Here is a 25,268-nt window from a genome sequence, read left to right on the forward strand (position 1 = left end):
CCGGTTGTCCCGTGGGCCATGCCCCCGGAGCGGACGTCGACTAGCATGTGCCGTTCGTCCGGGCCGTGAAGGCGGCGGTTCGCAGAGCCCCACCCGCCCGGCCGCGGTCGCAGATCACTGCTCACGCAGCGGGGCCGACACGTACGACGGGTCGTTCGCCGGTGAGGAGAAGGTCAGCCGTGCGCCGGACGGGTTGTGCTCGCGGCAGAGCGGGCCGGCCGGGCCGACGACCGGGGCGAGCCGTGCCCCGCCGGGATGCCGTGGGCGGTGCGGAACGGCGCCCGCGGCGACCGTCCCGCTCCACCGTGAGCGCCCGTCGACAGGTCGCGCGGGAGCGACGATCGCCGGGGCGCGCGGGGCCTCAGGAGGCGCGGTGCGAGTTCCGCGGCGCCGTCGCCTGCGCCGGCAGCGGCGTCTGGGCCGCCCGCGTCACGTCCCCGACCAGTTCGACCACGTCGGGGCCGTAGGCCTGGGAGTTGACGACCTTCAGCAGCAGCACGAACGAGTGGTGGCCGTGCTTGCGGTGCAGGCGCTCGTGGTGACGGGCGAGATAGCGGGTCGCCGCCTGGTTGGTGATCGCCCGCTGCCCGCAGAACAGGAACACCGGACGCGTCTCGCGGTGCTGGCCGGCGGTGAGCCGGGCCAGCATCACGTACTCCGTGACGCCGGGATCCATGCGGTAGCGCTCGCCGCCGATCTGGAACGCGCCCCGGTCCGGCCCCGGTTCGGGATCGACGTTGACGCGCACGCCGGGCAGCATGGCGGACATGTGCGCCGTCATGCGCCGGTTCGAACCCGGCCCTCCCACGCAGAACTCGGTGCGCTCGCCGAACCCCTGGTGGACCGCGTCCTGCGTGACCACCTGGACGTTGGCGCCGCAGTCCTTGATCAGCGCCGAGAGCTCCAGGAGGGCGAAGACGTCGAAGCGGTGGACGGCCGGCTCGGAGGTCGCCGGGTCGCGGTTGACGACGAGCAGCGACTCCGCGTTCTCCGGCAGCCCGAAGAAGGCCTGCTTGCGCCGGAGCCGGCGCTTCCACAGGTAGGTGCGGGCCACCCAGCCGAGCGCGGCACTGACGCCGGCCGCGATGACGCCCAGGACGATGTTGCGCACGTCGTCGTTCATGGGCGCGCATGCTAGCGGGCCAAGAAGGCCCGGGCGTACCCGTGTTCGATGTGTGACGGTCGTGCGACATGCCCGCGACGGGGGCTGTCGGGGCCCCCGCGATCTGGTTACGCTGCGCGGACGGTCCCGGACTGGAGGTATGGATGCGTCGCCCCGTCGCGCGGAAACTGTCGGTCCTGGCGGTCACGGCCGCCGTCGTCTCGGTGGGGGCCGCGGCGCCACCCGCCGCCCCGCACCGGCCCGTCGAGAAGGTCCCGGTCGCCGTCGGTCACGGCGGTGCCGTCGCCAGCGTCGACGCGGACGCCTCCGCGGCCGGCATCGAGGTGCTGCGCAAGGGCGGCAACGCGGTCGACGCGGCCGTCGCCACCGCCGCCGCCCTCGGCGTCACCGAGCCCTACTCCGCCGGCATCGGCGGAGGCGGCTACTTCGTCTACTACGACGCCAAGTCCCGTACGGTCCACACGATCGACGGTCGTGAGACCGCCCCGCTGACCGCCGACGCCGGCCTGTTCCTCGAGAACGGCAAGCCCCTCGCCTTCGCCGACGCCGTCAGCAGCGGCCTCGCCGTCGGCACCCCGGGCACACCCGCCACCTGGGCGACCGCGCTCGACCAGTGGGGCAGCAGGAAGCTCGGCACGGTCCTGAAGCCCGCCGAGCGCCTCGCCCGCGACGGCTTCACCGTCGACGAGACCTTCCGCAGCCAGACCGCCGCCAACGAGACCCGCTTCCGCTACTTCCCGGACACCGCCGGGCTGTTCCTGCCCGGCGGCCGGCTCCCGGTCGTCGGCTCGACCTTCAAGAACCCCGACCTCGCCCGCACCTACGCGGAGTTGGGCAGGAAGGGCGTGCGCACCCTGTACCGGGGCGACCTCGCCGACGACATCGTCGACACCGTCAACCACCCGCCCGTGGACCCGGCCTCGGGCTGGAACGCCCGGCCCGGGAAGCTGACGGAGAAGGACCTCGCCGCCTACGGCGCCGAGCTCCAGGCGCCCACGAGGACCTCCTACCGCGGCCTCGGCGTCTACTCCATCGCCCCCTCCTCCTCCGGCGGCACCACCGTCGGCGAGGCGCTCAACATCCTGGAACGGACGGACCTGTCCAAGGCGAGCGAGGTCCAGTACCTGCACCGCTTCGTCGAGGCGAGCCGCATCGCGTTCGCCGACCGCGGGCGCTGGGTCGGCGACCCCGCCTTCGAGGACGTACCGACGCGGGAGCTGCTGTCCCAGCGGTACGCCGACTCACGGGCCTGCCTGATCGAGGACGACGCCGTGCTCACCAGCCCGGTGGCCCCCGGCGACCCGCGCCGCCCGGAGGCCTGCGGCACGGGCGGCACGGCGGCGCCGACGACGTACGAGGGCGAGAACACCACGCACCTCACCGTCGCCGACAAGTGGGGGAACGTCGTCTCCTACACGCTCACCATCGAGCAGACCGGCGGCAGCGGCATCACCGTCCCCGGACGCGGCTTCCTCCTCAACAACGAGCTGACCGACTTCTCCTTCGCCCCGGCCGACCCGGCCGTCCACGACCCGAACCTGCCGGGCCCGGGCAAGCGGCCGCGCTCCTCGATCGCGCCCACGATCGTCCTCGACCGGCACGGCAAGCCGGTCGTGGCGCTCGGCTCGCCCGGCGGCGCGACCATCATCACCACCGTGCTGCAGACCCTCACCGGGTTCCTCGACCGCGGACTGCCGCTGGTCGACGCCATCGCCGCGCCCCGCGCCAGCCAGCGCAACGCGGCCCAGACCGACCTCGAACCGGGCCTGCACGGCACGGACACCGCCCGGCGGCTGGAGGCCATCGGGCACTCGTTCCGGCTGAACCCCGAGATCGGCGCGGCCACCGGCGTCCAGCGGCTGCCGGACGGCCGGTGGCTCGCGGCCGCCGAGACCGTGCGGCGGGGCGGCGGCTCGGCGCAGGTGGTGCACCCGGCCTCATAGCTCCGCGGTGGGGACGGGCGGCGGCGTCCGGAACGCCAGCCGCCCGTCCCGCACCTCCACCGTCACCCGGTCGCCGTCCTTGACCCGGCCGTCCAGCAGCAGCCTGGACATCTGGTTGTCCACCTCGCGCTGGATGACGCGGCGCAGCGGACGGGCGCCGTACTCGGGCTGGAAGCCGCGCTCGGCGAGCCAGTCCACGGCCCCGTCGGTGAACTCGACCGTGATGCCCTGCGCGTGCAGCAGCCGGCGCGTCTTCTCCAGCAACAGGTCCGTGATCCGCCGCAGCTGCTCACCGGTGAGCTGGCGGAAGACGACGATCTCGTCGATGCGGTTGAGGAACTCCGGCCGGAAGTGCTCGCGCAGCGGCCGCAGGATCTGCTCCCGCCGCGCCTCCTCGTCGGCGTCGGCGCCGCCCGGTCCGAAGCCGATCCCGGCGCCGCGCCGGGTGATCGCCTCCGAGCCCAGGTTGCTGGTCATCACGATCACCGTGTTGGTGAAGTCGACCGTGCGGCCCTGCGCGTCGGTCAGCCGCCCGTCGTCCAGCACCTGGAGCAGGATGTTGAAGACGTCCGGGTGCGCCTTCTCCACCTCGTCGAGCAGCAGCAGCGAGTACGGGTGCCGGCGCACCACCTCGGTGAGCTGGCCGGCCTCCTCGTGGCCGACGTAGCCGGGCGGGGCGCCGACCAGCCGGCTGACGGTGTGCCGTTCCTGGTACTCGCTCATGTCGAGGCGGACCATCCGCTCCTCGCTGCCGAACAGCACCTCGGCCAGGGCGCGGGCCAGCTCCGTCTTGCCCACGCCGGTCGGGCCGAGGAACAGGAAGCTGCCGATCGGCCGGTCCGGGCTCGCCAGACCGGCGCGGGAGCGCAGCACCGCGTCCGCGACGACCCGCACGGCCTCGTCCTGGCCGACGACCCGCTCGTGCAGGTGCTCCTCCAGCCCGAGCAGCCGGTCCTTCTCCTCCTGGGTGAGGCTCGCGACGGGGATGCCGGTCTGCCGCGACACCACCTCGGCGACGGCCTCCGCGGTGACCTCCAGGTTCTGGCCCTCGTCGGCCTCGTCGCCGCCGGTGGCGGCCGCGATCCGCTCCCTCAGCTCGACGATGCGGTCCCGCAGCTGGGTGGCCTGCTCGTACTGCTCGTCCGCGACCGCCTGGTCCTTGTCGCGGGCGAGCTGCTCGACCTCGCGCTCCATGGCGCGCACGTCCGTGCCCTTGGTGCGGGCGCCGAGGCGCACCCGGGCGCCGGCCTGGTCGATCAGGTCGATGGCCTTGTCGGGCAGACGCCGGTCGGTGAGGTACCGGTCGGACAGTCCCACGGCCGCCGCCAGCGCCTCGTCGGTGTAGCGGACCTGGTGGTGGGCCTCGTAGCGGTCGCGCAGCCCGCGCAGGATCTCCAGCGCGTCCGCGACGGACGGCTCGGGCACCAGGATCGGCTGGAAGCGCCGGGCCAGCGCCGCGTCCTTCTCGATCCGCCGGAACTCCTCCAGCGTCGTCGCGCCCACGATGTGCAGCTCGCCGCGGGCCAGCGGCGGCTTGAGGATGTTGCCGGCGTCCATCGAGCCGCCCTCGCCGCCTCCGCCCGCGCCGACCACGGTGTGCAGCTCGTCGATGAAGACGATCAGCTTGTCGGAGTGCGTGCGGATCTCGTCGACGATGTTGTTCATCCGCTCCTCGAAGTCGCCCCGGTAGCGGGTGCCGGCGACCACTCCGGTCAGGTCCAGGGCGACGACGCGGCGCCCGGACAGGACGTCCGGCACGTCGCCGTCCGCGATGCGCTGCGCGAGCCCCTCCACGATCGCGGTCTTGCCGACGCCCGCGTCCCCGATCAGCACCGGGTTGTTCTTGCCGCGCCGGGACAGCACCTCGATGGTCTGCTCGATCTCGTCGTCCCGCCCGATCACCGGGTCGATGCGGCCCTGGCGCGCCAGCTCGGTGAGGTCCCGGCCGTACTTGTCCAGCGTGGGCGTGGCGGCGGGCCGGGCCCGCTCGGGGCGGGCCTGGGCGGTGTCCGGGGCCTCGGCGGGGCCGCCCGAGGGCGCGAAGCGGGCCGCGTTCAGGATGTGCCCGGCCGCGGAGTCCGGGTTCGCCGCGAGGGCGCTCAGCACGTGCTCCGGGCCGATGTAGCCCGCGCCGCGCGAGCGGGCCAGGTCGTGGGCGTCCAGCAGGGCGCGCTTGGCGGCCGGCGTGAGGGACAGCGAGGTGGGCGGTGGCGCCTCGCCCGGCGGGTGCTGGGCCGGGCCCGCCCGCTCGTCGATCTCCGTCGCGAGGGAGTCCGGATCCGCTCCGGCGCGGCTGAGCAGACTGCGGGTCGGCTCCGCGGTGAGGGCCGCGCGCAGCAGGTGCTCGGTGTCCAGGTCGCGGCTGCCGTGCTCGGCGGCGTACTGCGCCGCACCGCGGACCAGCTCCCTGGCCGGCTGGCTCAGGAGCTGGCCGATGTTGATCTGGCGGGGGCCGGGACGGGGCCCGCCGAAGAAGCGGGCCAGGAATTCACCGAAGGGGTCGTTGTAGCCCTCCGGACTGGTGAAGCCGCTGGTCATGGCGTTCCGTTCCTTGGCTGGTCGGCGTGCCGGGGCCGGGTAACCAGGTCTGAGCTCGCTCATGCCACGATGACATGATCCGTCCTGGGGGGCATGTGCGGGAACTCCTGCGGGACGGCAGGGCCCGGACCGGCCCGCGGCTCGTCGGGAGCCCGGGCGAGGAGGCGGGTGCGGCACCCAGCTAGCTGCACGGTGCGGGGGCTCGGCACGGTGAACGCATGAAAGTGGGATCATGCGCAGATGGCGGATGCCGCCGGCCGGCCGCCGGTCGGCTCGCGCCCGCCGACGAGGGCCCGATCGTCGCGGACCGGTCACGCGAATGCGCGAGGAAACGTTTCGAGCTGCGTGTCCGCCATGGTCTCCGACGCGCCCGCGCACATGTCCGGCGGCGCCCCGCGGGGGAGCCGCCGGGCGCATTCCTCACCCGCCGCCGCGCACCGCTCCGGCCCGGAGGTCTGCCGTCACCTCCCTGCCCGCCCCGCGAGATCCGGCGCGCGCATGCGCACGTTCCTCCACGCCCGGCTGCTTTTTCGCTCCGGGCTTCGCTCGAGCGGGAAGGACCCCTGCGCGGGAGGTCCCTGCTCACCGGACGCCGATCAGCCGCGGCTGCTCACCCGCGACCTGATCCGCCGGACAGTCCCCGGGCGGCGGTGCCCCGGGCGGCTTCGCGTGCCGTGAGAACGCGTGGGCCCGTCTCCGTGATCGCCACCGTGTGTTCCGCGTGGGCCGCCCTCGAGCCGTCGTTCGTCCGGAGGGTCCAGCCGTCGGGGGCCGCGTGGTAGTCGTCCCCGCCGCCGGCGATCAGCATCGGCTCGATCGCCAGGACCATGCCGCGGCGCAGGGGGAGACCCCGGCCGGGGCGGCCCTCGTTGGGGACCGCGGGGTCCTCGTGCATCCGGCGGCCCACGCCGTGGCCGCCGAAGCCGTCCGGGACGCCGTAGCCGGCGGACCGGCAGACCGTGCCGATCGCGTGGGCGATGTCGCCGATGCGGTTGCCCACGACCGCCGCCTCGATCCCGGCCGCCAGCGCGCGCTCGGCGGTCTCCACCAGACGGACGTCCGCCGGGCGCGGTGTGCCGACGACGAAGCTGATCGCGGAGTCGCCGGCCCAGCCGTTCAGCTGGGCGCCGAAGTCGATCGAGACCAGGTCGCCGTCGCGCAGCCGGTAGCCGGTGGGGATGCCGTGCACGATCGCGTCGTTCACGGACGCGCAGATCACGGCCGGGAAGGGCGTCGGCGCGAAGGACGGGCGGTAGCCGAGGAACGGGGAGGTCGCGCCCGCCCCGCGCAGCACGTCGTGCGCCAGCTCGTCCAGCTCCAGCAGGGAGACGCCCACGGCTGCGGCCTCGCGCACGGCCGTCAGGCCGCGCGCGACCACCTGGCCCGTCTCGTACATGGCATCGATCGATGCGTCCGTCTTCAGTTCCACCATGCCAATTACTATACCGGTATTAGAATGGCGTCATGGTACGCACCCCGCTGACCCCCGAAGAGCGCGAACGTGGCGAGCGGCTCGGCAGACTGCTCCGCGAGGCCCGGGGCGACAGGAGCATGGCCGAGGTCGCGGCGAGCGCCGGCATCTCCGCCGAGACCCTCCGCAAGATCGAGACCGGCCGCGCCCCGACCCCGGCCTTCTTCACCGTCGTCGCCCTCGCCCGCGCCCTCGGACTGTCCACGGACGAACTGGCGGAGCGGTGCGTCCTCGTGGTCGTGTGAGGCCCGCCGGCCGGCGGCGGTGAGCGCGGTGGGCCCGCCGCCTCCCCCGGAAAACTCCCCGTAGTCCGGCTGTAACACGGCTGGTGTTTCCTACGGGCCGGAGTGTTCCGGTCGGACGGGAGCTGGGTGATGACTCTGGACCGACTCCCGGCCGAGGTACGGGAGTTCGCGCACTACCTGGACGGTCTGCTGGCGCGCGTCGACCAGGGCTCCGGCTGGTGCGCGGTGTTCTGGGGGCGCGACGCGGACGGCATGCGGGCCTGTCTCGACGGGCGTGAGGTGCCGCCCTGGGACGTGGTGGAGGCGGTGCTCCAGGACCTCGCCGCGCAGTACGGCACGCCGGCCGCCGCCCGGGAGGCCGAGCGGGCGCGCCCCCTGCACCTGGCCGCCCTCGCCGCCCACGACGACCGGCCCGGCGGCCGCGAGGCCCTCGGCGACCGCCTCGACGTCATGCTCCGCGAACAGCGCCACGCCGTCGCACGCCAGGCCGAGCTGGGCCGTCTGCTCGCCGACGCGGCCACCCGCGAGGAGGCCGACGCCCTCCGCCTCGACCTCGCCTGGGCCCACGACGACCACGAGCGGGCCACCGCCCGGTGCGCCGAACTCCGCCACCGCATGGCCGCGGCGGACCGGCGCGCGGCGCACGCGCCGCGACGGACCACGGACGCCACCGGCACCGATGCCCTCGCCTCCGGCTACGACGACGCCCCGACGGCCCCGGCGCCAGCCACCCACGACGGCACTCCGGCGGCCCACGACGGCACTCCGGCGGCCTCGGCCTGGCCCGCCTACGGTGACGCCTCCGTGGCCTCGGTTCGGCCCGCCCACGGTGACGCCTCCGTGGCCTCGGTTCGGCCCGCCTACGGCGGTACTCCGGCGGCCTCGGCGCCAGCCACCCACGACGGCACTCCGGCGGCCCACGGCGGTACTCAGGCGGCCTCGGCCTGGCCCGCCTACGGTGACGCTCCGGCCGCCTCGGCTCGGCCCGCCTACGGCGGTACTCCGGCGGCCCCGGTTCCGGCCGCCCACGGTGACGCCTCCGTGGCCTCGGCTCGGTCCGCCTACGGTGATGCTCCGGCGGCCTCGGCTCGGTCCGCCCACGGTGACGCCTCCCCGGCCCCCGCCGCCCACGGTGGCGCCCGCGAGGCCTCGTACGACGACCTCCGCCGCTTCGCCGACGCCGACCCCGCGCACGCGTCGCACCGGGGGAGCCGCCCCGGGGCCGCCCCCGCCGAAGCGGCCCCGGGCGTCCCCGCGCCGAGCGCGTCCGTCCCCGAGCAGCGCAAGCGCCGGCGGGGCGGTGCCCGCTTCGCCGGCATGGCCGAGGAGGAGGCCGCCGCACCCGTCGTCGTACCGCCGGCCGCCGCACCCGTGCCGCCCGCGTCCGCGGCCGCCTCGCGCCGCACCCCCCGCGGCGCCCGCTTCGCCGGGGCCGCCGAGGCCGTGGAGCCGCGGCCGCAGCCCCCGGGGCGCGAGCCGCTGGACGCGGTGGCGCGCCGGGAGACCGCCGGGGCGGTGGAGCGGCTGGTGCGGCTGCGCGGCGAAGGGCGCAGCGGCGAGGCGCACGCGCTGCTCGCGGAACTCGCCCACTGGCCCGCCGCCCGCCTCCCGCTGCTCGCCGCCGACCTCCGGCGCGCCGGGCTCACCGCCGACTGGACGACCCTGCTCTGGGAGGCCGCCTCGCTGCCCGCGGACCGGCTCGTCGCCGTGGCGGACGCGCTGGCCGCGGCCGGGCGGACGGCCGACGGCGAGCAGGTCCTGCGGCAGGGCGTCGTGCGGCCCGCCGGCGAGATGGGGGAGGCCGTGCGCGGACTCCTCGCCGACGGCCGCCACCAGGAGGCGCGGGCGCTGCTCGACGCCTACGTCCGGGTCCGCGCCCCCGAGGAGGCCGCCCGCAGCGCCGCCCCCGACCCGCACACCCTCGCCCCGCTGCTGCTGGAGGCGGCCCGGGGCGTCTCGGAGCAGCGCCGCCGCGACCTCGCGCACGCCCTGCGGGTCGCCGGCCTCGGCACCTGAGCCGCGCCTAGGCGCCCCCGCTCCCGCACACCACCCGCCGGCCCGCCGGCCCGCACCCTCCGCGACACCCGGCCCGCCCTCCGCGCGTACGCCGTACGCGCGCCTCCCGCCCACCGGAGGGTGAAACGCGATCGACTCCGCGGGTTAACGACGACGGTCTTGGCAAGCCTGTCCCGGAGGCTTACGTTCGTCCCTCTACGGCCGTCGTCTACGGGCGTAGAGGCTCTGGCGTTCCCCGTCGAAGGAGCAGCTCATGGCCAACGTCGTGCGTGCCGCCCTGGTCCAGGCCACCTGGACCGGCGACACGGAGTCCATGGTGGCGAAGCACGAGGAGCACGCCCGTGCGGCGGCCCGGCAGGGCGCGCGGATCATCGGGTTCCAGGAAGTCTTCAACGCTCCTTACTTCTGCCAGGTCCAGGAACCGGAGCACTACCGCTGGGCCGAGCCGGTCCCCGACGGGCCGACCGTGCGCCGCATGCGGGAGCTCGCGCGCGAGACCGGCATGGTCGTCGTCGTCCCGGTCTTCGAGGTCGAGCAGTCCGGTTTCTCCTACAACACCGCGGCCGTGATCGACGCCGACGGCGCCTACCTCGGCAAGTACCGCAAGCACCACATCCCCCAGGTCGAGGGCTTCTGGGAGAAGTACTACTTCCGCCCCGGCAACAGCGGCTGGCCGGTCTTCGACACCGCCGTCGGCAAGGTCGGCGTCTACATCTGCTACGACCGCCACTTCCCGGAGGGCTGGCGCCAGCTCGGCCTGAACGGCGCCCAGCTGGTCTACAACCCGTCCGCCACCCACCGCGGCCTGTCCGCCCACCTCTGGCGGCTGGAGCAGCCCGCGGCGGCCGTCGCCAACGAGTACTTCGTGGCGGCGATCAACCGGGTGGGCGTCGAGGAGTACGGCGACAACGACTTCTACGGGACCTCCTACTTCGTCGACCCGCGCGGACAGCTCGTCGGCGAGCCGGCCAGCGACCGCCACGAGGAACTCGTCGTCCGCGACCTCGACTTCGACCTGGTCGAGCAGGTACGCCGGACGTGGGCCTTCTACCGCGACCGACGCCCCGACGCCTACGAAGGGCTGGTGCAGCCGTGAGCAGCGACCTCCACGCACGCCACCGCGACGTCCTGCCGGACTGGCTCGCCCTCTACTACGACGACCCGCTGGAGATCACCCACGGCGAGGGCCGCCACGTCTGGGACGCGCAGGGGAACAAGTACCTCGACTTCTTCGGCGGCATCCTCACCACCATGACCGCGCACGCGCTGCCCGAGGTGACCAAGGCGGTGAGCGAGCAGGCCGGACGGATCGTCCACTCCTCCACCCTCTACCTCAACCGGCCGATGGTCGAACTCGCCGAGCGCGTCGCCCGGCTGAGCGGCGTCCCGGACGCCCGCGTCTTCTTCACCACCTCCGGCACCGAGGCCAACGACACGGCCCTGCTGCTGGCGACGACGTACCGGCGCAGCAACACGGTCCTGGCCATGCGCAACAGCTACCACGGCCGCTCCTTCAGCGCCGTCGGCGTCACCGGCAACCGCGGCTGGTCCCCGACGTCCCTGTCCCCGCTGCAGACCCTGTACGTCCACGGCGGCGTGCGCACCCGCGGCCCGTACGCCGCGCTCGGCGACGCCGAGTTCATCGCCGCCTGCGTCGAGGACCTGAAGGACCTCCTCGGCCACACCCGGCCGCCCGCCGCGCTGATCGCCGAACCCGTCCAGGGCGTCGGCGGGTTCACCTCGCCGCCGGACGGCCTGTACGCGGCGTTCCGCGAGGTGCTGGACGCCCACGGCATCCTGTGGATCGCCGACGAGGTGCAGACCGGCTGGGGCCGCACCGGCGACCACTTCTGGGGCTGGCAGGCGCACGGCAGGAACGGCCCGCCGGACATCGTCACCTTCGCCAAGGGCATCGGCAACGGCATGTCCATCGGCGGGGTCGTCGCCCGCGCCGAGATCATGAACTGCCTGGACGCGAACAGCATCTCCACCTTCGGCGGCACCCAGATCACCATGGCCGCCGGCCTCGCCAACCTCGCCCACCTGCTGGAACACGACCTCCAGGGCAACGCCCGACGGGTCGGCGGACTGCTCATCGAACGGCTGCGGGCGGCCGCCGCGCAGGATCCCGGCGTACGGGAGGTGCGCGGGCGCGGACTGATGATCGGCGTCGAACTCACCCGGCCCGGCACCGACCGGGCCGACCCGGACCGGGCGGCCGCCGTGCTGGAGGCGGCCCGCGCCGGCGGCCTGCTCGTCGGCAAGGGCGGCGGCCACGACACCAGCGCCCTGCGCATCGCGCCACCGCTGTCCCTGACCGTCGCGGAGGCCGAGGAGGGCGCCGCGATCCTCGAGGGCGCACTGAGGAGCACGCAGTAGCGGCACCGGCAGCAAGGGAACGCACACATGACTACCGTCCCGGAGTACCGGGGGGCCGCGGAGCCCCTCGAACCCGCCCTGTCGGTCCGTCAGGTCCTGTCGCTGGAGCGCGTGCTGGCCGGGGAGCCCGAGGTGGTGGCCGGCGCGGCCCAGCTCGACCGGCCCGTGCGCTGGGTGCACGTCGCCGAGGCCGCCGACGTCGGCGTGATGCTCAGCGGCGGCGAGATGGTGCTCACCACGGGGGTGCTGCTCGCCGGCGACGAGGGCAAGCAGGCCGAGTACATCCGGTCCCTGCACCGCGCGGAGGCCGCCGCCGTCGTCCTGGGCCTCGGGCGGGCCTTCCCCGCGCCGCCGGACGTGATGCGGCGCGCCGCCGAGCGGTGCGGGCTGCCCCTGGTCGTCCTGCACCGGCCGTTCCCCTTCGCCGCGCTGACCGAGGAGGTCCAGTCCCGGCTGGTGCGGCGCAAGTTCGCCGCCGTCAGCCTCTCCGAGGCCGTCCGCACCGCGCTCACCGGACTGATCACCGCCGGCGCGCCGCTGCAACGCCTGCTCGACGAGGTCGCCCACCACACCGGCTGCCCGGTCGTCGTCACCAACCTCGCCCACCGCGTGCTGGCCACGGCGGGGGAGCGGCCCGCGGTCGACGACGTGCTGCGCGACTGGGAGCGCATCGCCCGCCAGGCAGGGGGGCACCACCCAGGCCGTTCAGGCACGGGGGGAGGCAGCGAGGGCGACGGCTGGATCCGCGCCGAGCTGGGCGGACACGGCGAGCGCTGGGGACAGGTCGTGCTGTGCGGCTACCGCGGCGACACCGCGGGCGGGCGGCTGCTCGCCGACCGGGCCGCCGAGGCCCTCGTGCTGCACCGCATGCTCGCCGGCCCCGCCGCCCCCTCCTGGGAGGAGCAGTCCGCCCAGGGCCTGCTCACCGACCTGGTCTCCGGCGTCGTACCGGCCCGGCAGTCGCTGCCCCGCGCACGGGCCGCCGGGCTGCCGGTCAACCGGCGCACCTTCGTCCCGCTCGTCGTCCGGGACGCCGATCCCGCCGGCCTCGACCGCGTGCTGCGGCTGCTCGGCCTGCCCGGCCTGGTCGCCCGGCTCGCCGACGGAGCCACCGCCGTCCTGCTCAGCCTCGCCCGGGACCAGGACGCCGAGGCGCTCGCCGCGCACTTCGCGACCCGGCTGCGCACCGAGTCGGGGGAGGACCGGACCGTCGTCGCCGCGGCCGGCCCGCGGACCGCCTGGGACGACGTGCCGGCCGGGCTGCGCGAGGCCCGGCACGTCGCGGACGCCGTCGCCGGCTCCCCGGCCGTCCTCGACCTCCCGCCCGTCGTCCGCCTCAAGGACGTCCACCTGCGCGGCCTGGTCCGGCTGCTGAGGGACGACCCGCACGTGCAGTCCTTCGCCGAGCGGGAGCTGGACGGGCTGCTGTGCGCGGCCGGCGACGACCTGCTCGCCGTCCTGCGCACCTACCTCGCCACCGGCCGCAACAAGTCCCGCACCGCCCAGCTCCACCACGTCTCCCGGCCCGCGCTGTACCGCCGGCTGGAGGCGATACAGGCGCGGCTCGGGATCGACCTCGACGACTTCGAACAGGCGGCGTCGGTGCACATCGCGCTCCTCGCGCACGACGCCCAGCGGGGATGAGCGCACGCCCGCCGACGCGGCGCGCGCAACAGCAGTGAAACATGGGACGACTTGGGAGAACGGTGGTGAAACATGGGCCCACGACGGCGTGACACCGTGGCACGCCGCACGCCTTCGGACGTGACACCGTGCACCTCAAAGCGGGCCCGCCGGCTTCCTAGGCTCCTCGCACACCGAGCGACCGGAGGTCCCGATGAGCCCAGTGATCCGTGCCGCCGTCTTCCAGACCGCGTGGACCGGCGACAAGGAGTCGATGATCCAGGTGCACGAGCGGGCGGTGCGCGACGCGGCCGCCCAGGGCGCCCGCGTCATGTGCTTCCAGGAACTGTTCTACGGGCCGTACTTCTGCCAGGTCCAGGACCCCGCCTTCTACGAGTACGCCGAACGCGTCCCCGACGGGCCGATCGTCAAGCGCTTCCAGGCCCTCGCCCGCGAACTGGGCATCGTCCTGGTGCTGCCGATGTACGAGGAGGAGCAGCCCGGCGTCCTCTACAACACCGCGGCCGTGATCGACGCGGACGGCTCGTACCTCGGCAAGTACCGCAAGCACCACATCCCCCAGGTCGAGGGCTTCTGGGAGAAGTTCTACTTCCGCCCCGGCAACAGCGGCTGGCCGGTCTTCGACACCGCCGTCGGCCGGATCGGCGTCTACATCTGCTACGACCGCCACTTCCCCGAGGGCTGGCGCGCCCTGGGCCTGGCGGGCGCCGAGATCGTCTTCAACCCGTCGGCCACCTCCCGCGGCCTGTCCGCCTACCTCTGGCAGCTGGAGCAGCCGGCGGCGGCCGTCGCCAACGAGTACTTCGTCGGCGCGATCAACCGGGTCGGCGTCGAGGAGCTGGGCGACAACGACTTCTACGGGACCTCGTACTTCGTGGACCCGGAGGCCCGGTTCGTGGGCGAGGTGGCCGGCGACAAGGAGACCGAGCTGGTCGTCCGCGACCTCGACATGGCCAAGCTGCGCGAGGTCCGCGACCGCTGGCAGTTCTACCGCGACCGCCGTCCGGAGGCCTACGGCCCGCTGACGGCACCGTGACCCACGCGGACCCCCGCGCCCCCCGCCGGGCGCGGGCCGGTGGCCCCGTGCGGTCCCGCCGCGGGGCGCGACCCACCGCGCACGCACCGCACCGTCCCGATCGCCGTTCTGGAGATGCCCCATGAGCAGCCGGAAAATCATCCGCGGCGGTCTCGTCGTCACCGCCTCCGACGAGATCCACGCCGACGTCCTGATCGAGGACGGCCGCATCGCCGCCCTCGCCGCGTCCGGCACCCCGGCCGCCGAGGCCTGGACCGCCGGGCGGATCATCGACGCCACCGGGAAGTACGTGATCCCGGGCGGGGTCGACGCCCACACCCACATGGAGCTGCCGTTCGGCGGCACCTTCGCCTCCGACACCTTCGAGACCGGCACCCGGGCCGCCGCCTGGGGCGGTACGACGACCATCGTCGACTTCGCCGTGCAGAGCGTCGGCCACACCCTGCGCGAGGGCCTGGACGCCTGGCACGCCAAGGCGGAGGGCAACTGCGCGATCGACTACGGCTTCCACATGATCGTCTCCGATGTGAACCAGGAGACGCTCAAGGAGATGGACCTGCTGGTGGAGGAGGGGGTGACCTCCTTCAAGCAGTTCATGGCCTACCCGGGCGTCTTCTACTCCGACGACGGCCAGATCCTGCGCGCCATGCAGCGCTCCGCCGAGAACGGCGGACTGATCATGATGCACGCGGAGAACGGCATCGCCATCGACGTCCTGGTCGAGCAGGCCCTCGCCCGCGGCGAGACGGACCCCCGGTACCACGGCGAGGTCCGCAAGGCGCTGCTGGAGGCCGAGGCCACCCATCGCGCCATCAGGCTCGCGCAGGTCGCCGGCGCGCCCCTGTACGTCGTGCACGTCTCGGCGATGGAGGCGGTCGCCGAACTGGCCAGGGCGCGCGACGAGGGGCTGAACGTCTTCGGCGAGACCTGCCCGCAGTACCTGTTCCTGTCGACCGACAACCTCGCGGAGCCCGACTTCGAGGGCTCCAAGTACGTGTGCAGCACACCGCTGCGGCCGAAGGAGCACCAGGCCAAGCTCTGGCAGGGCCTGCGCACCAACGACCTCCAGGTGGTCTCCACCGACCACTGCCCCTTCTGCTTCGTGGGGCAGAAGGAGCTGGGCCGCGGCGACTTCTCCAAGATCCCCAACGGCCTCCCGGGCGTGGAGAACCGGATGGACCTGCTCCACCAGGCCGTCGTCGACGGACACCTCTCGCGCCGCCGCTGGATCGAGATCGCCTGCGCCACCCCGGCCCGCATGTTCGGCATGTACCCGAAGAAGGGCACCATCGCCCCGGGCGCCGACGCCGACGTCGTGATCTACGACCCGCACGCCGAGCAGACCGTCTCCGCCGAGACGCACCACATGAACGTCGACTACTCCGCGTACGAGGGCAAGCGCCTCACCGGCCGGGTCGAGACGGTGCTCTCGCGCGGCGAACTCGTCATCACCGAGCGGGAGTACACCGGACACGCCGGGCACGGCGTCTACACCCCGCGCTCCACCTGTCAGTACCTCACCTAGGAAGGGCGCACATGGACTTCGGACTCGTCCTGCAGACCGATCCGCCGGCCTCGCGGGTCGTCGAGCTGATGCGGCGCGCGGAGGACAACGGCTTCACCCACGGCTGGACCTTCGACTCCGCCGTGCTCTGGCAGGAACCGTTCGTGATCTACAGTCAGATCCTCGCGCACACCAGCAGGCTGACCGTGGGACCGATGGTCACCAACCCGGGCACCCGCACCTGGGAGGTCACCGCCTCCACCTTCGCCACCCTCAACGACATGTTCGGCAACCGCACCGTCTGCGGCATCGGCCGCGGCGACTCCGCGATGCGCGTCGCGGGCCGCACCCCGAACACCCTCGCCCGGATCAGCGGCGCCATGAAGGTCATCAGGGCGCTCGGCTCGGGCCAGGAGGCCGACCTCGGCGGCACGGTGGTCAGGTTCCCCTGGATCGGGGAGGACGCCCGGCTCCCCGTCTGGATGGCCGCGTACGGCCCGAAGGCGCTGAAGATGACCGGCGAGGAGGCCGACGGCTTCATCCTCCAGCTGGCCGACCTCTATCTCACCGAGTACATGGTCAAGGCGGTCAAGGACGCGGCCGTCGCCGCCGGGCGCGACCCGTCCGAGGTGACGATCTGCGTCGCGGCCCCCGCCTACGTCACCGACGACGACTCGCCCGAGGCGCTCGCCCACGCCCGTGAGCAGTGCCGCTGGTTCGGCGGGATGGTCGGCAACCACGTCGCCGACCTGGTGTCGAAGTACGGCGAGCACTCGGCGGCCGTCCCCGACGAACTCACCGAGTACATCAAGGCGCGCGAGGGCTACGACTACTCCCACCACGGACGCGCCGACAACCCCGACACCGCGTTCGTCCCCGACGAGATCGTCGACCGGTTCTGCCTCGTCGGCCCGGTCGAGAAGCACATCGAGAAGCTCACCGCCCTGCGCGAGCTGGGCGTCGACCAGTTCGCCGTCTACGACATGCACGACGCGCAGGAGAAGGTCATCGACGCCTACGGCACGACGGTGATCCCTGCCCTCAACGGCTGACCCGCACCGCCCGGGTTCGATCCCCCCACCCCGCTCTCCCCTCCCCGCCGTCCCGGGGAGGGGCCGGCGGGGCCGGGGAAGGACGGGCACGTCCCCCCACGCCGCTCTTCCCCGGCCCCGCCGGCCCCGCACGGCCTCTCCGGACCCACCCCTCGTTTGATTGGCCTGCCCATGACCGACACCGCTCCCACAGCGATACCGCCGACCTCCCAAGTCACCCTCGCCGACGGCCGGGTGGAGATCGCCCCTGGTTCGCCGCAGCCCAGCGGCCCCTACGCCAACGAGGACCTGCTCCCGGTCCCCGTCGAGAAGCGCACCTGGACCACGTACAACTTCTCCGCGCTGTGGGTCGGCATGGCCCACAACACGGCGTCCTGGACGCTCGCCTCCGGTCTGATCGCCGTCGGCATGGACTGGAAGCAGGCGGTGCTCACCATCGCGCTGGCCAATGTCGTCGTGCTGGTGCCGATGCTGCTCACCGGGCACGCCGGCCCCAAGTACGGCATCCCCTTCCCGGTCTTCGCCCGCGCCTCCTTCGGGATCCGCGGCGCCAACCTGCCCGCCGTCGTGAGGGCGTTGGTGGCCTGCGGCTGGTTCGGCATCCAGACCTGGATCGGCGGCGAGGCCATCTACTTCCTCGCCGGGAAGCTCATCGGCAACGGCTGGAGCGAAGCCGGGGAGTTCGGCGGCCACCCGTGGACGATGTGGCTGTCGTTCGCGGTGTTCTGGGCGATCCAGGTCGCGATCATCTACCGGGGCATGGAGACGATCCGCCGTTTCGAGAACTGGGCGGCGCCGTTCGTGCTCGTCGGCGCGTTCGCGATGCTGATCTGGATGAGCGACAAGGCGGGCGGCTTCGGCCCGCTGCTCGACCAACCCTCCGAGTTCGGCTGGGGCGGCGACTTCTGGAAGCTGTTCTGGCCGTCCCTGATGGGCATGATCGGCTTCTGGTCGACGCTGTCGCTGAACATCCCGGACTTCACCCGCTACGGCAGGTCCCAGAAGGCGCAGACGTGGGGGCAAGCACTTGGCCTCCCCACGACCATGACGCTCTTCGCGCTGCTGTCCGTCATGGTCACCTCCGGTTCGCAGGCCGTGTACGGCGAGACGATCTGGGACCCGGTCCAGCTCGCCGCCAAGACGGACAACGTCGTCGGCCTGCTCTTCGCACTGGTCACCGTGCTGGTCGCGACCCTGTCGGTGAACGTCGCCGCCAACCTGGTCTCCCCGGCCTTCGACTTCTCCAACATCGCGCCCAGGAAGATCGGTTTCCGCACCGGCGCCCTCGCCACCTGCGTCCTCGGTGTGCTGATCCTCCCGTGGAAGCTGTACTCCGACCCGCAGGGCTACATCTTCACCTGGCTCGGTCTGGTCGGCGGACTGCTCGGCACGGTCGCCGGCATCCTCATCGCCGACTACTGGATCCTGCGCCGCGGCCGGCTCGACCTGGTCGACCTGTACCGCGCCGGCGGCCGCTACTGGTACGACGGCGGCTGGAACTGGCGGGCCGTCGTCGCCTTCGCCGTCGGCGGTGTCCTCGCCGTCGGCGGCGCGAACTTCAAGCCGCTGATCGACGGCCGGCCCGTCCCGGCGCTGGAACCGCTGGCCGACTACGGCTGGGCGGTGGGCCTCGGCACCTCGATGGCGCTGTACCTGGCGCTGATGCTGCTCGCAGGGCGCGAGAAGAACGCTCTGTGACGCCCGCAGGACCGGGCCGGGGCGGCCGGAGGGCGGGTGAACCCCCCTGCGGCCGCCCCGCGTCGGCCGTCGCGCGGGCCACCGGCGGGCGCCGGGCGGGCCGTTCGCGGTCCGTTCCCCGGCCGTCCCGTCAGGGTCCGCTCCCTCGCCGTCCCGGTCCCGGACGTGCCGCCGCGGGCGCCGGTCCGAACGCACCGGCGGCGCGCCTCAGTTCGCCGAGGCCTTCAGCGCGGCGACCGCTTCCTTCGCCGCCTTGATGGCGCCCTTGTTGATCTCGTCCGTGCCGGGCGCCTTCTTCGTCTCGAAGTCGCTGCCGTTGTAGGTGACGACCACCAGCGCATTGGACACCCGCGCGAACACCGTGCCCTCACGGGTCTGCTGCTTGTCCTCGGTGGTCAGGTTCACCACCGAGTACCCCTCGTCCCCCAGGCCCGGGACCGCCCCGCCGCCGCTCTTGTCCGCGACGCGCTCCTTGTACGAGGTCGTGGCCGCCTCGTCGGAGTCCAGGAGTTCGAAGGAGACGTCGAGCCAGCGGTAGTCGTAGCCCTTGAGGGCGTTCCAGGAGCAGGTGCGGCGCAGGGTGGTGTCCGTCGAGGGGATCTCCTTGCCCGCCGCCTTGGCGCCCGGCACCAGGGAGGAGACCGTCTTCGTGGCCACGCTCGCGCAGGGCGCGGGCGCGGCGGCGAACGTCTTGGCCGCCGCGGTGGAGGAGGGGGCGGACGTCGACCCGGGGCGGGGCTCGGTCGTGTCCTGGGCCGCGGTGTCCTTCGTGGCGGGACCGGACGTCAACGCCCAGCCCGCGCAGGCGAGCACCACCACGGGGGACAGGCGCGCGGTGAGGGCGAGCGGCAGAGGCAGAGAGCGCACGGCGCACTTTCGTGGGGGTCGGTGCGGACGGCATCCGCGACGCGGACAGGGACGCCAGTGTCACACGACTCCCTGTGGGGCGGAAGGGCGAACTCGCTCCGTGGCGGGGCGGTGACGGCCCGCGCGGACGGACGGACGTCCGGCGGGGCGACATGTCCCGTTGCGTCGCCGAGGTCCCGGTCGAACACCCGCCGCCGGCCGCGGGGGAGAGCCTGCCGACGGCGGACGCCGGGGCTGCCGCGGGGACGCCGGTGCGTACGATCGCACGACCGGCCGCCGCGCAGTGAGGAGCCCGCCCGTGTTCACCACCCGCCCCACCCTCCAGGGCACCTTCGGCATGGTGTCCTCCACCCACTGGCTGGCCTCCCAGTCGGCGATGGCCGTCCTGGAGGACGGCGGCAACGCCTACGACGCGGCCGTCGCCGGCGCCTTCGTGCTGCACGTCGTCGAACCCCACCTCAACGGCCCCGCGGGCGAGGTGCCGATCCTGCTCGCCCCGGCGGGCGGCGAGGTGCGGGTCCTGTGCGGTCAGGGCGTCGCCCCGGCCGGCGCGACCGTCGCGCACTACCGGTCGCTCGGTCTCGACCTCGTGCCCGGCACGGGTCCGCTGGCCGCCGCCGTCCCCGGCGCCTTCGACGCCTGGATGCTCCTGCTGCGCGACCACGGCACCAAGTCCCTCGACGACGTCCTGAAGTACGCCGTCGGATACGCCGAGCACGGACACCCGCCCGTCGAGAACGTCGGCGCGACCGTCGAGACCGTACGGGAGCTGTTCGAGACGGAGTGGACCTCGTCCGCGCGGGTGTACCTGCCGGACGGCGAGGCCCCCCGCCCCGGCCGCCTGCTGCGCAACCCCGCCCTCGCCGCCACCTGGAAGCGGCTGCTCGCCGAGACCGCCGGCGCGGGGGACCGCCAGGCGCGGATCGAGGCGGCGCGGGAGGTGTGGCGCACCGGCTTCGTCGCGGAGGCGCTGCTGCGGCAGTCCGCCCGGCCCACCCTGGACACCAGCGGCGAGCACCACACCGGCACCCTCACCGCCGCCGACCTCGCCGGCTGGTCCGCGACCTACGAGGCGCCGGCGACGTACGACTGGAACGGCTGGACCCTGTGCAAGGCCGGCCCCTGGAGCCAGGGCCCGGCCCTCCTGCAGCAACTCGCCCTGCTCTCGCCCGAACTGCCCGAGTACGGCTCCGCGGACTACGTCCACCTGCTCGTCGAGGGCTGCAAGCTCGCCATGGCCGACCGGGAGGCGTGGTACGGCGACGCCGCTGACGTCCCGCTGGACGAGCTGCTCTCGGCGGGGTACAACGCCGAGCGGCGCCGGCTCGTCGGGGACAAGGCGTCGTACGAGCTGCGGCCGGGCAGCCCCGGCGGGCGCACCCCCCGGCTGAGCGCCCACGCGGGCGTGGTGGCCACGGACGAGCCCGGCTTCAGCCCGATGGGCGTCGGGGAGCCCACGGTCGCGAAGCCCCCGACCTCGCCGGTGCCCGGGGAGCCGCGGGTCACCGCCGAGGGCTCCACCCGCGGCGACACCTGCCACCTCGACGTCGTCGACCGCTGGGGCAACATGGTCGCGGCCACGCCCAGCGGCGGCTGGCTCCAGTCCAACCCGGTCGTGCCCGAGCTGGGCTTCCCGCTCGGCACCCGTCTGCAGATGACCTGGCTGGAGGAGGGCCTGCCGAACTCCCTCACCCCCGGCCGCCGCCCCCGCACCACCCTCACGCCCTCGATCGCCCTGCGCGACGGCGTTCCCGTGCTGGCCTTCGGCACCCCCGGCGGCGACCAGCAGGACCAGTGGCAGCTGCACTTCTTCCTGGCCGTCGCCCTCCGCGCACGCGTGCGCGGAGGGCTCGACCTCCAGGGCGCCGTCGACGCCCCGAACTGGCACAACGACGCCTTCCCCGGCTCGTTCTACCCGCGCGGCATGCGGCCGGGCAGCGTGACCGTCGAGTCCCGCGTGCCGGCCCGCGTCGTGGAGGAGCTGCGGCGGCGCGGCCACGACGTCACCGTCGGCGACCCCTGGTCCGAGGGACGGCTGTGCGCCGTCGCCCGCGACCCGGCGACCGGCGTCCTGTCGGCGGCGGCGAATCCCCGGGGCATGCAGGGGTACGCGGTGGGCCGCTGAGCCCCGAGCCCCGGGTCCTGTGCCCCGGGCCCCGGGCCCCGTGCCCTGCGGCCGGGACGGCGCCGGCGCCCGTTGTTCACGGTGATTCCACCCGGGACGCACCGGCGGATCGGGGATCGTCACAGGGACGTGCTCTCATGGAGGCATGATCGACTACACGGAAACCATCGACGAGTTTCTCGCCCGGCACGCGTCCGACGTGGAGGAGGCGGTGCGCAAGGCCGCCGCGACCGAGATCATGCCGCGCTTCCGGCAGCTCGGCGCGCACGAGGTCGACCAGAAGAGCGGCCCCCACGACCTGGTGACGGACGCCGACCGCAACGCGGAGCTGTACCTCACCGAGGCGCTCCCCGCCCTGCTGCCCGGCTCGGTCGTCGTCGGCGAGGAGGCGGTGCACGCCGATCCGGTGACGTACGAGGCGCTGCGGGGCGACGCCCCCGTCTGGATCGTCGACCCGGTCGACGGGACCCGGCAGTTCGTGCACGGCGAGGACGGCTTCTGCACCCTGGTGGCGCTGGCCCGGCACGGCGTCGTGCTGGCGTCCTGGATCCACGCCCCGGCCCGCGACCAGTTCGCCACGGCCGTGCGCGGGTCGGGCGCCTTCCTGGACGGCGAGCGGCTGTTCGCCGGCCCCCCGGAGGCGGGCCGCGACCTGACGGTGGCCACCTCCCACCCCGACTACACCACCGACGAGCAGAAGCGGGCCCTGCTCGGCCTGTGGACGGACGGCGTCGCACCGCGCCCGTGCGGCTCGGCCGGCCTGGAGTACCTGGCCGTCGCCCGGGGCGAGTTGGACGCCACGGCCTTCAACTGGGAAGCGGCCTGGGACCACGCGGCGGGCCTGCTGCTGGTCGAGGAGGCGGGCGGCGCCCACCTCACCGTCACCGGCGAACCGTTCCGCACGGCGGGCGGCAACAGCCTGCCGTTCACCGCGGCCCGGGACGCGGCGACGGCACGGCGGGTGGTGGCACTGCTGTCGGGGACATGACCCCGACGGTCCGGTGATCCGGACCCCGACGGTCCGGTGATCCGGACCCCGGCCGGGGGGCTTCGGACCTCGATCCCGGGGCCCCCGTGCCGCAGGCGCTGTCGGACCCCCGGCATATCCTGATCCCGGAGGCCACCGGCTGACGAAGGGGTCCGAAGTGCCGATGCTTGACGTGGTCGTGGTGGGAGCGGGGCCCAACGGCCTGACCGCTGCCGTGGAGCTGGCCCGGCGCGGCTTCTCCGTGGCCCTCTTCGAGGCGCGGGACACCGTGGGCGGGGGCGCCCGCACCGAGGAGCTCACCCTGCCGGGCTTCCGTCACGACCCCTGTTCCGCCGTGCACCCCCTGGGCGTCAATTCCCCCGCCTTCCGCGCCCTGCCCCTGGAGCGCTACGGGTTGGAGTGGCTGCACTCCGAGCTGGCCATGGCGCACCCCTTCCCGGACGGCAGCGCCGCCGTGCTGTCCCGTTCGGTCGGCGAGACGGCCGCCTCGTTCGGACCCCGTGACGCGGGCGCGTACCGCAGGCTCGTCGAGCCGTTCCTGCACAAGTGGGACGTGCTGGCCCGGGACTTCATGTCCCTGCCGCTGACCGCGCTGCCCCGCGACCCGGTGACGCTGGCCCGCTTCGGCCTCGTCGGCCTGCCCCCGTCCACCTGGCTGACCCGCCGCTTCCGCGACGAACGGGCCAAGACCCTCTTCGCCGGCCTCGTCGCCCACGTCATGTCGCCGCTGGGCGGCTTCGCCACCGGGGCCATAGGCCTGGTCTTCGCCCTCGCCGCGCACGCCCGCGGCTGGCCGGTGGCCCGCGGCGGCTCGCAGGCCGTCTCGGACGCCCTGGCCGCCTACCTGACGGACCTCGGCGGCGCCCTCCACACCGACTACGAGGTCAAGCGCCTCGACGACCTGCCCCCGGCCCGCGCCTACGTCTTCGACACCTCGCCCACCGCCCTCGCCCGCATCGCCGGCCTCGGCCGCTTCTACGACCGCTACCGGTACGGCGCCGGCGTCTTCAAGATCGACTACGCGCTCGACGGACCGGTGCCCTGGACCGCCGAGGAGGCGCGCGTCGCCACCACCGTCCAGATCGGTGCCGACAGCACGGAGATCGGCGCGGCCCTGCACGCCGCCTCCCGCGGGGGCCGCGCACCCGAACGGCCCTTCATGATCACGGCCCAGCCGGGCATCGTCGACCCCGGCCGCGCCCCGGCCGGCAAGCAGGTCTTCTGGGCGTACGCCCACGTGCCCAACGGCTGGACCGGCGACCTCACGGACGTCATGGAACGCCAACTGGAGCGCTTCGCGCCCGGCTTCCGCGACCGCGTCCTCGCCCGCGCGATCGCCGGCCCCGCCGAACTCGCCGCCCGCAACGCCAACTACGTCGGCGGCGACATCGGCACCGGCGCCGCCTCCGGTCTCCAGCTCCTGCTGCGCCCCCGGCTCTCCCTCTTCCCCTACTCCACCCCGCACCCGGCCGTCTTCATCTGCTCCTCGGCCACCCCGCCGGGCCCGGGCGTCCACGGCATGTCCGGTCACAACGCCGCGAAGGCCGTCTGGCGGAGGCTGCGGCAGGCGGCGTGACCCCCGGGGCCGCGGCCCCGGCGACCGACGACAGGAAGGCAGCCGCCATGACCACCATCACCCTCGTCCGGGGCGACATCACCCACCAGTCGGTGGACGCCGTCGTCAACGCCGCCAACTCCTCGCTGCTCGGCGGCGGGGGCGTCGACGGCGCCATCCACCGCCGCGGCGGCCCCGCGATCCTCGCGGAGTGCCGCGAGCTGCGCGCCTCGCGCTACGGGCGGGGCCTGCCCACCGGACAGGCGGTCGCCACCACCGCCGGCGCGCTGGACGCCCGCTGGGTGATCCACACCGTCGGTCCGGTGTACAGCGCCACCGAGGACCGGTCGGACCTGCTGGCCTCCTGCTACCGCGAGTCCCTGCGCGTCGCCGACGGACTCGGCGCCCGCACCGTCGCCTTCCCCGCCGTCTCCGCCGGCGTCTACGGCTGGCCGATGGACGACGCGGCCCGCATCGCGATCGAGACGGTACGGCAGACCCCGACGGCGGTGGCGGAGACCAGGTTCGTCCTCTTCGACGAGCGGGCGTACGAGGCGTTCGCCGCGCATCTCGGCTGACGGCGCCCCGCCGTTCCGCTCAGGCCGACTCGTCGGCGCGCGCCGCGGGCAGGAGTTCGCGGATGTCGGCGGGCAGGGCGTGGACCAGCTTCAGCGTCTCCTCCGGGGAGACGGCGGCGTCGAGGACCTCCAGGACCGCGGCGGAGTACCGCAGCGCCGTGTCCTCCGTCGTTCCGGCCCGGACGGCGACCCGGCCGGCGAAGACCGTCAGGTCGAACGGTTCGCCCGCACCGCTCGACCGTCCGTCCGTGACGGCGGCGGAGGTCGTCTCGTGGATGTACGCCGCCAGATCGTGGGGGAGCTGCGCGGCCAGGTGGTCGGCCAGCCCGGTCGGCAGCCGTTCCGCCAGGGTCTGCAGCACCGACCGGGTCGCGCGCTCGGCCGACCCGCGGTCCGGGAGGTGAGCGAGGGACTGCACCTTGCCGATCATTTCGTCATGCCGCATGGCCGTGCCTCCTTTCCCCCACCGGCCGGGTAACCCCGCGCGCCGCCCGTCACACGCGAGG

General features: G+C 74.1%; 19 protein-coding genes and 1 pseudogene. 14 read left to right on the top strand and 6 right to left on the bottom strand.

Annotation, left to right across the window (positions count from 1 at the left end):
* Positions 1–114: 114 nt before the first annotated feature.
* Both ACH4F6_RS04445 and ACH4F6_RS04450 read right to left on the bottom strand, forming a co-directional pair.
* Positions 115–296 (bottom strand): annotated as a pseudogene (locus ACH4F6_RS04445) (acyl esterase); the annotation flags it as partial.
* A gap of 65 nt (positions 297–361) precedes the next feature.
* Entirely contained in the window at positions 362–1,123 is a 762-nt protein-coding gene (locus ACH4F6_RS04450) for a hypothetical protein (protein ID WP_397958374.1), read from the bottom strand.
* 143 nt (positions 1,124–1,266) lie between these two features.
* On the opposite strand from ACH4F6_RS04450, the gene ggt reads away from it, so the two are divergent.
* Positions 1,267–3,066 carry a gamma-glutamyltransferase gene (gene ggt / locus ACH4F6_RS04455; protein WP_397958375.1) on the top strand — a complete coding sequence of 600 codons (1,800 nt, stop codon included), beginning with the start codon at positions 1,267–1,269 and terminating at the stop codon, positions 3,064–3,066.
* On the opposite strand, the gene ACH4F6_RS04460 is transcribed toward ggt, so the two are convergent.
* Together ACH4F6_RS04460 and map are read right to left on the bottom strand one after the other, a co-directional pair.
* Positions 3,061–5,604 carry an ATP-dependent Clp protease ATP-binding subunit gene (locus ACH4F6_RS04460; RefSeq protein ID WP_397958376.1) on the bottom strand — a complete coding sequence of 848 codons (2,544 nt, stop codon included), beginning with the start codon at positions 5,602–5,604 and terminating at the stop codon, positions 3,061–3,063. The genes ggt and ACH4F6_RS04460 overlap by 6 nt on opposite strands.
* 610 nt (positions 5,605–6,214) lie before the next feature.
* Positions 6,215–7,036: a type I methionyl aminopeptidase gene (gene map / locus ACH4F6_RS04465; protein WP_397958377.1), complete on the bottom strand. Its 822-nt coding sequence runs from the start codon at positions 7,034–7,036 to the stop codon at positions 6,215–6,217.
* A 32-nt stretch (positions 7,037–7,068) separates the two neighbouring features.
* On the opposite strand from map, the gene ACH4F6_RS04470 reads away from it, so the two are divergent.
* From ACH4F6_RS04470 to ACH4F6_RS04510, 9 genes are all read left to right on the top strand, one after another.
* Positions 7,069–7,320 carry a helix-turn-helix domain-containing protein gene (locus ACH4F6_RS04470; protein WP_397958378.1) on the top strand — a complete coding sequence of 84 codons (252 nt, stop codon included), beginning with the start codon at positions 7,069–7,071 and terminating at the stop codon, positions 7,318–7,320.
* Between the two features lie 129 nt (positions 7,321–7,449).
* Positions 7,450–9,336 carry a hypothetical protein gene (locus tag ACH4F6_RS04475; protein ID WP_397958379.1) on the top strand — a complete coding sequence of 629 codons (1,887 nt, stop codon included), beginning with the start codon at positions 7,450–7,452 and terminating at the stop codon, positions 9,334–9,336.
* A 253-nt stretch (positions 9,337–9,589) separates the two neighbouring features.
* Positions 9,590–10,432, top strand: coding sequence for a nitrilase-related carbon-nitrogen hydrolase (locus ACH4F6_RS04480; protein ID WP_397958380.1), 843 nt, complete (start codon positions 9,590–9,592; stop codon positions 10,430–10,432).
* Positions 10,429–11,715, top strand: a complete 1,287-nt coding sequence (locus ACH4F6_RS04485) for an aspartate aminotransferase family protein (RefSeq protein WP_397958381.1) — start codon at positions 10,429–10,431, stop codon at positions 11,713–11,715. Before ACH4F6_RS04480 ends, ACH4F6_RS04485 begins: the two co-directional genes overlap by 4 nt.
* Positions 11,716–11,742: 27 nt before the next feature.
* Complete coding sequence (locus ACH4F6_RS04490) at positions 11,743–13,359, top strand: PucR family transcriptional regulator (RefSeq protein WP_397958382.1); 1,617 nt, start codon at positions 11,743–11,745, stop codon at positions 13,357–13,359.
* 193 nt (positions 13,360–13,552) lie between these two features.
* On the top strand, positions 13,553–14,395 hold the full coding sequence (locus tag ACH4F6_RS04495) for a nitrilase-related carbon-nitrogen hydrolase (protein WP_397958383.1): 843 nt from the start codon (positions 13,553–13,555) through the stop codon (positions 14,393–14,395).
* 121 nt (positions 14,396–14,516) lie between these two features.
* Entirely contained in the window at positions 14,517–15,920 is a 1,404-nt protein-coding gene (gene hydA / locus ACH4F6_RS04500) for a dihydropyrimidinase (RefSeq protein WP_397958384.1), read from the top strand.
* Between the two features lie 11 nt (positions 15,921–15,931).
* Positions 15,932–16,951: a TIGR03842 family LLM class F420-dependent oxidoreductase gene (locus ACH4F6_RS04505; protein WP_397958385.1), complete on the top strand. Its 1,020-nt coding sequence runs from the start codon at positions 15,932–15,934 to the stop codon at positions 16,949–16,951.
* Between the two features lie 171 nt (positions 16,952–17,122).
* Positions 17,123–18,649 carry an NCS1 family nucleobase:cation symporter-1 gene (locus ACH4F6_RS04510; RefSeq protein ID WP_397958386.1) on the top strand — a complete coding sequence of 509 codons (1,527 nt, stop codon included), beginning with the start codon at positions 17,123–17,125 and terminating at the stop codon, positions 18,647–18,649.
* Between the two features lie 207 nt (positions 18,650–18,856).
* Here ACH4F6_RS04510 and ACH4F6_RS04515 read toward each other — a convergent pair whose 3' ends face one another.
* A complete protein-coding gene (locus ACH4F6_RS04515) occupies positions 18,857–19,516 on the bottom strand; it encodes a hypothetical protein (RefSeq protein WP_397958387.1) in 660 nt (219 codons plus the stop codon).
* Between the two features lie 298 nt (positions 19,517–19,814).
* Between ACH4F6_RS04515 and ACH4F6_RS04520 the strand changes: the two genes are divergently transcribed.
* The 4 genes from ACH4F6_RS04520 (at position 19,815) to ACH4F6_RS04535 (ending at position 24,762) form a co-directional block, all read left to right on the top strand.
* Positions 19,815–21,641: a gamma-glutamyltransferase family protein gene (locus ACH4F6_RS04520; protein WP_397958388.1), complete on the top strand. Its 1,827-nt coding sequence runs from the start codon at positions 19,815–19,817 to the stop codon at positions 21,639–21,641.
* 145 nt (positions 21,642–21,786) lie between these two features.
* Positions 21,787–22,629 (top strand): inositol monophosphatase family protein, encoded by an 843-nt coding sequence (locus ACH4F6_RS04525; protein WP_397958389.1) that lies wholly within the window; start codon positions 21,787–21,789, stop codon positions 22,627–22,629.
* Between the two features lie 163 nt (positions 22,630–22,792).
* A complete protein-coding gene (locus ACH4F6_RS04530; RefSeq protein WP_397958780.1) occupies positions 22,793–24,205 on the top strand; it encodes a phytoene desaturase family protein in 1,413 nt (470 codons plus the stop codon).
* Between the two features lie 47 nt (positions 24,206–24,252).
* Entirely contained in the window at positions 24,253–24,762 is a 510-nt protein-coding gene (locus tag ACH4F6_RS04535) for an O-acetyl-ADP-ribose deacetylase (RefSeq protein WP_397958390.1), read from the top strand.
* Positions 24,763–24,781: 19 nt separating this feature from the next.
* Here ACH4F6_RS04535 and ACH4F6_RS04540 read toward each other — a convergent pair whose 3' ends face one another.
* Positions 24,782–25,207, bottom strand: a complete 426-nt coding sequence (locus tag ACH4F6_RS04540) for a DUF2267 domain-containing protein (protein ID WP_397958391.1) — start codon at positions 25,205–25,207, stop codon at positions 24,782–24,784.
* Positions 25,208–25,268: the final 61 nt, after the last annotated feature.

Origin of the sequence: Streptomyces sp. NPDC017936, from assembly GCF_044328485.1 — a bacterium.
GTDB lineage: Bacteria > Actinomycetota > Actinomycetes > Streptomycetales > Streptomycetaceae > Streptomyces.